A 7,371-nucleotide genomic window follows, 5' to 3' on the forward strand; every position below is an offset into this window, starting at 1 on the left:
CTCCACCTTCAGCTCCACCGCGCGCGGTGTGCCGGGACGCGGCGAACACTAGGCTCGGGGGCGGCCATCCACTGCGATCCCAAGGAGCACCCGTGGCACTGATCGACACCCTGCAGGCACGCGAGATCCTCGACTCCCGCGGCAACCCGACCGTCGAGGTCGAGGTGCTGCTCTCCGACGGCTCCGTGGGCCGCGCCGCGGTCCCGAGCGGCGCATCCACCGGGGCCTTCGAGGCCTACGAGCTGCGCGACGGCGACGCGGGCCGCTACCTGGGCAAGGGCGTCGAGCAGGCCGTCGACGCGGTCAACGAGGAGATCGCCGAGGCCATCGAGGGCCTCTCGGCCGACGACCAGCGCATCATCGACTCGACGCTCATCGAGCTCGACGGCAGCGGCAACAAGAAGAACCTCGGCGCGAACGCGATCCTCGGCGTCTCGCTCGCCGTGGCGAAGGCCGCCGCCGACTCGGCGCACCTGCCGCTGTTCCGCTACCTCGGCGGGCCGAACGCGTTCCTCCTGCCGGTGCCGATGATGAACGTCATCAACGGCGGCGCGCACGCTGACACGGGCGTCGACATCCAGGAGTTCATGATCCTGCCGATCGGCGCCGAGACGTTCCGCGAGGGGCTGCGCTGGGGCGCCGAGACCTACCACGTGCTCAAGGGCATCCTCAAGGAGCAGGGGCTCTCGACGGGCCTCGGCGACGAGGGCGGCTTCGCGCCCGCGCTGCAGAGCAACCGCACCGCGCTCGACCTGCTCGTGCAGGCGATCGAGCAGGCCGGCTTCACGCCCGGCACCGACATCGCGCTCGGGCTCGACGTCGCGGCGACAGAGTTCTACTCCGAGGGCGTGTACCGCTTCGAGGGCCAGGAGCGCTCGAGCGCCGACATGACCGACTACTTCGCCGAGCTCGTCGACGCGTACCCGCTCGTCACGATCGAGGACCCCATGGGCGAGGAGGACTGGGACGGCTGGGCCGCGATCACCGAGCGGCTCGACGACCGCGTGCAGCTCGTCGGCGACGACCTGTTCGTGACGAACCCCGAGCGGCTCATCGACGGCATCGAGCGCGGCGCCGCGAACGCGCTGCTCGTCAAGGTCAACCAGATCGGCACCCTCTCCGAGACCTTCGACGCCATCCGCATCGCGACGCAGGCGGGCTACGGCTCGGTGCTGTCGCACCGCTCGGGCGAGACGGAGGACACGACGATCGCCGACATCGCGGTCGCCGTCAACGCCGGCCAGATCAAGACGGGCGCGCCCGCCCGCAGCGAGCGCGTCGCGAAGTACAACCAGCTGCTGCGCATCGAGGAGGACCTCGGCGAGGCGGCGGAGTACGCGGGCGCGGGCGCCTACCCGCGCTTCGAGGGCTGACGCCGCTCGAGGACCGGCCGCGGTGCTGACCGCGCGCGAGGGCACTCGCCGATATCCTCGGCGGGTGCCCTCGACCCGTCCCGCCGCCCCGCAGCTGCGCGTCTCGTGGCTGCTGCTCGTGGTCGTGGGGCTCGTGCTCGCCGGCATCGTGGTGCTCGCGCCGTCGGTGGGGCTGCTGCTCGAGCAGCGTCGCGACATCGCCGCGCTCGAGGCGCAGGTCGCGGCGCAGCAGGCGAACGTCGAGTCGCTCGAGGAGCAGCAGGCGCGCTGGGACGACCCGGCCTACATCGAGGCGCAGGCGCGCGACCGGCTCTTCTTCGTCTATCCGGGCGAGACGAGCTTCGTGCTGCTCGACGACCGCACGACCCTCGAGACGGCCGCCGCCGAGGTGCCGTCCGCGACGCTCGAGGAGCCCGAGGGCGACTGGGCCGCCGCGGCCGCGTCGTCGTTCGTCATCGCGGGGCTCACGGACGCCGGGCCGGCGAGCTTCGGGCTGCCCGCCGAGATCGGCGAGCCGCAGTGACGGCCGCGGTGGGCGGGGCCGGTGGCGCGCCGGGCATCGAGCCGGCGACCGAGCGCGACCTCGAGATCATGGCCCTCCAGCTCGGGCGCACCATGCGCGGCGTCCTCGGCATCGGCGCCCGCTGCGCGTGCGGCGCCCCGACCGTGGTCGTGACGAGCCCGAGGCTGCCCGACGGCACGCCGTTCCCGACCTTCTACTACCTCACGCACCCGGCCGCGACAGCCGCCGCGTCGCGGCTCGAGGCCGATGGCACGATGGCGGCGCTCCAGGAGCGGCTCGCCGACCCCGAGGTCGCCGAGCGCTACGCGGCCGCCCACGTCGCCTACCTCGCCGCGCGCGAGGCGCACGGCGTCGTCGACGAGATCGCGGGCATCAGCGCGGGCGGCATGCCGACGCGCGTCAAGTGCCTGCACGCGGTGCTCGCGCACTCGCTCGCGGCCGGCCCGGGGGTGAACCCGATCGGCGACGCGACGCTCGCGCTCGCCGACTGGTCGCCCGAGCGGTGCGCGTGCGCGCCGGGCCAGCGGGGCAGCGCGGTGCAGGGCGCGGCTCCCAGCCCGCGTTAGACTGGGACGACTCCTCATCTGATACCGGGAAGAAGTGTGTGTCCGTGAACAAGATCCTGATCGTCGGAGGCGGCTACGCCGGCCTGTACACCGCTCGCGGGCTCGAGCGCCTGCTCGGTGAGTCCGAGGCGGAGATCACGATCGTCGACCCGCGGCCGTACATGCAGTACCTGCCGTTCCTGCCCGAGGTCGCCGCGGGCTCGATCGAGCCGCGCCACGCGATCGTGCCGCTGCGCCGGCACCTCAGCCGCACGCGCGTCGTGCAGGCGAAGGTCACGAACGTCGATCACGCGAACAAGGTCGCGACGATCCAGCCCGAGGTCGGCGGCCCCTCGACGATGGACTACGACGTGCTGGTCATGACGGCCGGCTCCGTCTCGCGCACCTTCCCGATCCCGGGCGTCGCCGACGAGGCGATCGGCATGAAGACGATCGAGGAGGCCATCGCCGTGCGCGACCGGCTCGTCTCGAACTTCGCGAAGGCCGCCGCGCTGCCCGAGGGACCCGAGCGCGACCGCCTGCTGACGGTCGTCGTCGTGGGCGGCGGCTTCGCGGGCATCGAGACGATCGCCGAGCTGCGCGACCTCGCGACCCACCTGCTGTCGCGCTTCCCCGAGATCGCCTTCGACGACGTGCAGTTCCACCTCGTCGAGGCGATGGGGCGCATCATGCCCGAGGTCTCCGAGAAGACCGCCGTCCGGGTCGTCGAGGACCTCCGCGGCCGCGGCGTCGACGTGCACCTCGACACGCAGCTGCAGAGCGCGCTCGACGGCGTCGTCGAGCTCTCGACGGGCGAGCGCTTCGGCTCCGACCTCATCATCTGGACCGCGGGCGTCATGGCGAACCCGGTCGTGCGCCTCACCGACCTGCCGCTCGACGATCGCGGCCGCATCACCGCCCTCGCGACCATGCAGGTCGCCCGCGACGGCGAGGTCGTGCCCGATGCCTGGACGGCCGGCGACGTCTCGGCCGTGCCCGACAAGTCGAGCACCCCCGGGCCCGGCGGCTTCTGCGTCCCGAACGCCCAGCACGCGGTGCGCCAGGGCCGGCTCCTCGCGAAGAACATCGTCGCCGTGCTGCGCGGGGACGCGCCGCGCGAGTACATCCACGCCAACCAGGGCGCGGTCGCGGGCCTCGGCCTCTGGAAGGGCGCGTTCCAGAAGGGCAAGATCGCGTTCACGGGCCCGCTCGCGTGGCTCGCGCACCGCGGCTACCACGGCTTCGCCATGCCCACGTGGGAGCGCAAGCTGCGCGTCTTCGGCGACTGGATCGGCGGGTTCCTCCTCGGCCGCGACATCGCCGAGATCTCGGACCGCGAGCAGCCGCGCGTGGCGTTCGAGACCTTCGCGTCGCGCCCGAAGCCCAAGGTCGAGGCCTAACCCGGCACCGACGAGCGCCGCGTCCCCCGAAGGGGCGCGGCGCTGTCGTATGGTGTGCAGTGGGACGCTCGTCCCAGTCCACGAGGGGAGCCGCTCGATGCGGAAGCCGGCCAGCGTCCGCCGCCAGGACCTCATCGAGGCAGGGCTGCGGGTGATCGCCCGCGAGGGCATCCACGGAGCGACCGTGCGCGCCATCGTAGCCGAGGCAGGCGTGCCGCTCGCGACGTTCCACTACGTGTTCGCGTCGCGGGACGAGATGATCGGCGAGGCCTACGGCTACATCGCAATCCAGCCGAGCACCGGAGTCGCCCTGCCCGAGGGCGCCACGCTCGAGGACGCCGTGCGGGTCACGTTCCACCGCTGGTTCGACGCGTTCCTCGAGCACCCCGAGTACGAGCTGGCGATCATGGAGATCATGGCGTACTGCCGCCGCACGCCCGCGCTCGCCCACCTGCCCGCGGCCGTGCAGGAGCGCTACGTCGAGGGCGTGAGCGAGCTCGTGGAGCACGTCCGCGAGCAGCTGGGCGTCACCGACCCCGCGATGCCGACCTCGGAGGTCGCGAGCCTCGTGCTCCACGTGACGGACGGCATCACCTACGCGTGGCTGCGCACCAACGACTCCGACGCATCCCGCCGCTCGATCGAGGCGGCCGCACCGATGCTCGCGGCGGCCATCGGCGAGCAGCGATGACGCTCCGGCTCGCCGACGCCCAGCCGTGGCGCGCCGACGGGCACTGGCAGCGCATGGAGGCCGCGACCGCGCACCTCGACGGCCCGTTCGCCGCGTGCTCGCTCGACGCGCTCGCGCGGAACGCCGCCGACATGGTGGCGCGGGCCGGCGGCGTGCCGCTGCGCCTCGCGACGAAGTCGGTGCGCACGCGTGCCGTGATCGAGGCCGTGCTCGCGACACCGGGCTGGCACGGCGTGCTCGCCGCGACGCTGCCCGAAGCGCTGTGGCTCTCGGCCTCGATCGACGACGTGCTCGTCGGCTACCCCACGACCGACCGGGCGGCTCTGCGTGCGCTCGTGCGCGACGACGCGGCACGCGAGCGCATCACGCTCATGGTCGACAGCGTCGACCACCTCGAGCTCATCGACCGCGTCGCGCCCGGCCATCCCGAGCTGCGCATCGCGATCGAGCTCGACGCGTCGTGGCGGCTGGGGCCGCTCTACGCAGGGGTGCGACGCTCGCCCCAGCGCACCCCCGCGCAGCTCGAGGCGCTCGCGCGCGCTGTCGTCGAGCGGCCGGGCTTCCGGCTCGTGGGTGTCATGTCGTACGAGGCGCAGGTGTCGGGCGTGCAGAACGCGGTGCCGCGCGGCCTCGTGCCGCCCGCGGCGCTGCGGCTCATGCAGCGGCTCTCGGTGCGCGAGCTGCGCGAGCGTCGCGGCGCGGCGATCGCCGCCGTCCGGCAGGTCGCCGACCTCGAGCTCGTCAACGGCGGCGGCACCGGCTCGATCGAGACGACCGCGCAGGATCCGGCCGTCACCGAGATCGCCGCGGGCAGCGGGCTCTTCGGTGCGCACCTCTTCGACGGCTACCGCGCGTTCAGCGTCGCGCCGGCGCTCGCGTTCGCGCTCCCCGTCGTGCGGCGGCCGGGCCCGGGCTGGGTGACGCTCCTCGGGGGCGGGTGGGTCGCGTCGGGGCCTGCCGGTCACGACAAGGAGCCCGTCGCCGTGTGGCCCGAGGGGCTCCGGCTCGACCGCGAGGAGGGCGTCGGCGAGGTCCACACGCCCGTGCGCGGCGCCGCCGCCGACCGGCTGGAGCTCGGCGACCGCGTGTGGATGCGGCATGCGAAGGCGGGCGAGCTGTGCGAGCGCACCGACGAGCTGCACATCGTCTCGGGCGATCAGGTCGTCGCGACCGTGCCCACGTATCGTGGCGAGGGCAGGAAGCTGCTGTGAGACGGGAGGCGCGCGGTGATGTGGCGGAACTGGGGGCGCTCGTACCGCGCTGAGCCGAGCGAGGTCCACGCCCCTGCCTCCGTCGACGAGGTGCGGCTCGCGCTCGAGCGCGTGCGCGCCCGCGGCGGCTCCGTGCGCCCCGTGGGCAGCGGGCACTCCTTCTCTGCGGCCGCGCGGCCCGACGACGCGCAGCTGCACGTCGATGCGCTCCACGGCCTCGTGGAGCTCGACCTCCCCGCTCGGCGCGCCACGGTCGGCGCGGGCACGACGGTGCGGGAGCTCTCGTCGCTGCTCGCGGAGCGCGGCCTCGCGATCGACTGCCTCGGCGACATCGACGCGCAGACCATCGCGGGCGCGATCTCGACCGGCACGCACGGCACGGGGCTCCGGCACCGCTCGATCGGCTCCTGGGTCGTGGGCGCGACGCTCGTGACGCCCGACGGCCGGATCCTGCGGGTGAGCGAGCACGAGCGCCCCGACCTCCTGCCCGCGGTGCGGCTCGGCCTCGGCGTGCTGGGCGTGCTCGTCGACGTGACGGTGCAGGCGGTGCCGGCGTTCGCGCTCGAGGCGGTCGAGGCGACCGTGCGGCTCGACTCCGTGCTCGACGACTGGATGGGCCTCCTCGAGCGCACCGACCACTTCGAGCTCTACTGGTTCGCCGCGACGCGGCTCGCTGTGACGAAGTCGAACACGCGCGTCGACGCCGCGGGCCCGCTCGCGCCGCGCCCCGCGGTCGCGCGCTTCATCGACGAACGCGTCCTGACCGATCACGCGCACCGCGCCCTGCTCGCCGTCGCGGCGGGCGTGCCGCGCGCCGCTCCCGCGCTCAACGACCTCGCGGCGCGCCTCATGCCCCGCGGGCGCTTCGTCGAGTCCAGCCACGTCGCGTTCGTGTCCGAGCGGCGCGTGCGGTTCCGCGAGCTCGAGTACGGCGTGCCCGTCGAGGCGGTGCCCGACGCGCTCCGCGAGATCGACCGCGCGCTGCGCCGCGTCGACCTCGTGCCGACCTTCCCGTTCGAGGTGCGCGCGATCGGCGCCGACGACGCGCACCTCTCGGCCGCGAACGGCCGCGCGACCGGCTACATCGCCGCGCACCGGTGGTGGCGCGAGGACCCCCGGCCGCTCTTCGACCTCGTCGAGCCGATCCTGCTCGCGCACGACGGCCGGCCGCACCTCGGCAAGCTGCACTCGCTCCGCGCGGCCGAGCTCGCGCAGCGGCTCCCGGGCTTCGCCGCCTTCCTCGCCGCGCGCGACGAGCTCGACCCCGATCGGCTGCTCGCGAGCGCCTGGACGCGCCGGGTGCTCGGCGACTGAGCCGCCTAAGGTGGAGGGCATGGACCCCCTCGCCATCCTCTGGATCGTCATCGGTGCCGTCGTCGTCCTCGCGCTCATCGCGGTCGTCTGGACGGTGGCCGCGTCGGTCTCGATGCGGCGCCTGGGCGCGAGCGTCGACGAGCGCTGGGCGGCGCTGACGGCGACGCTCGAGCGGCGCCGCTCGCTCGCGGCGCCGCTGCTCGAAGGCGCGAGCGAGGCGCAGCGGTCACAGGCGGCGGATGCGTTCGGCCGCCTCGAGCGGGCGACGGCGCCGGGGGAGAAGGCCGAGGCCGAGGCCGCGGTGCAGCGAGCGC

8 protein-coding genes are annotated in these 7,371 nt (G+C 74.1%); all 8 read left to right on the forward strand.

The genetic code is table 11. The features are described 5' to 3' along the window. Positions 1–92 precede the first annotated feature (92 nt). Positions 93–1,373 carry a phosphopyruvate hydratase gene (gene eno / locus NWP09_RS01515; protein WP_258273776.1) on the forward strand — a complete coding sequence of 427 codons (1,281 nt, stop codon included), beginning with the start codon at positions 93–95 and terminating at the stop codon, positions 1,371–1,373. A 64-nt stretch (positions 1,374–1,437) separates the two neighbouring features. Further along, on the forward strand, positions 1,438–1,896 hold the full coding sequence (locus NWP09_RS01520; protein WP_258273777.1) for a septum formation initiator family protein: 459 nt from the start codon (positions 1,438–1,440) through the stop codon (positions 1,894–1,896). 68 nt (positions 1,897–1,964) lie between these two features. Then, positions 1,965–2,462, forward strand: a complete 498-nt coding sequence (locus tag NWP09_RS01525; protein WP_258273784.1) for a DUF501 domain-containing protein — start codon at positions 1,965–1,967, stop codon at positions 2,460–2,462. Positions 2,463–2,506: 44 nt separating this feature from the next. Continuing rightward, positions 2,507–3,841, forward strand: coding sequence for an NAD(P)/FAD-dependent oxidoreductase (locus NWP09_RS01530; protein WP_258273778.1), 1,335 nt, complete (start codon positions 2,507–2,509; stop codon positions 3,839–3,841). A 97-nt stretch (positions 3,842–3,938) separates the two neighbouring features. Further along, positions 3,939–4,532: a TetR/AcrR family transcriptional regulator gene (locus NWP09_RS01535; protein ID WP_258273779.1), complete on the forward strand. Its 594-nt coding sequence runs from the start codon at positions 3,939–3,941 to the stop codon at positions 4,530–4,532. Continuing rightward, positions 4,529–5,743 carry an amino acid deaminase/aldolase gene (locus tag NWP09_RS01540; protein WP_258273780.1) on the forward strand — a complete coding sequence of 405 codons (1,215 nt, stop codon included), beginning with the start codon at positions 4,529–4,531 and terminating at the stop codon, positions 5,741–5,743. Before NWP09_RS01535 ends, NWP09_RS01540 begins: the two co-directional genes overlap by 4 nt. Positions 5,744–5,761: 18 nt before the next feature. After that, entirely contained in the window at positions 5,762–7,057 is a 1,296-nt protein-coding gene (locus NWP09_RS01545) for a D-arabinono-1,4-lactone oxidase (protein WP_258273785.1), read from the forward strand. A 19-nt stretch (positions 7,058–7,076) separates the two neighbouring features. Continuing rightward, on the forward strand, positions 7,077–7,371 hold a 295-nt coding region (locus tag NWP09_RS01550), incomplete at its 3' end, for a hypothetical protein (protein WP_258273781.1).

It is taken from the genome of Agrococcus sp. HG114, assembly GCF_024723325.1.
GTDB lineage: Bacteria > Actinomycetota > Actinomycetes > Actinomycetales > Microbacteriaceae > Agrococcus.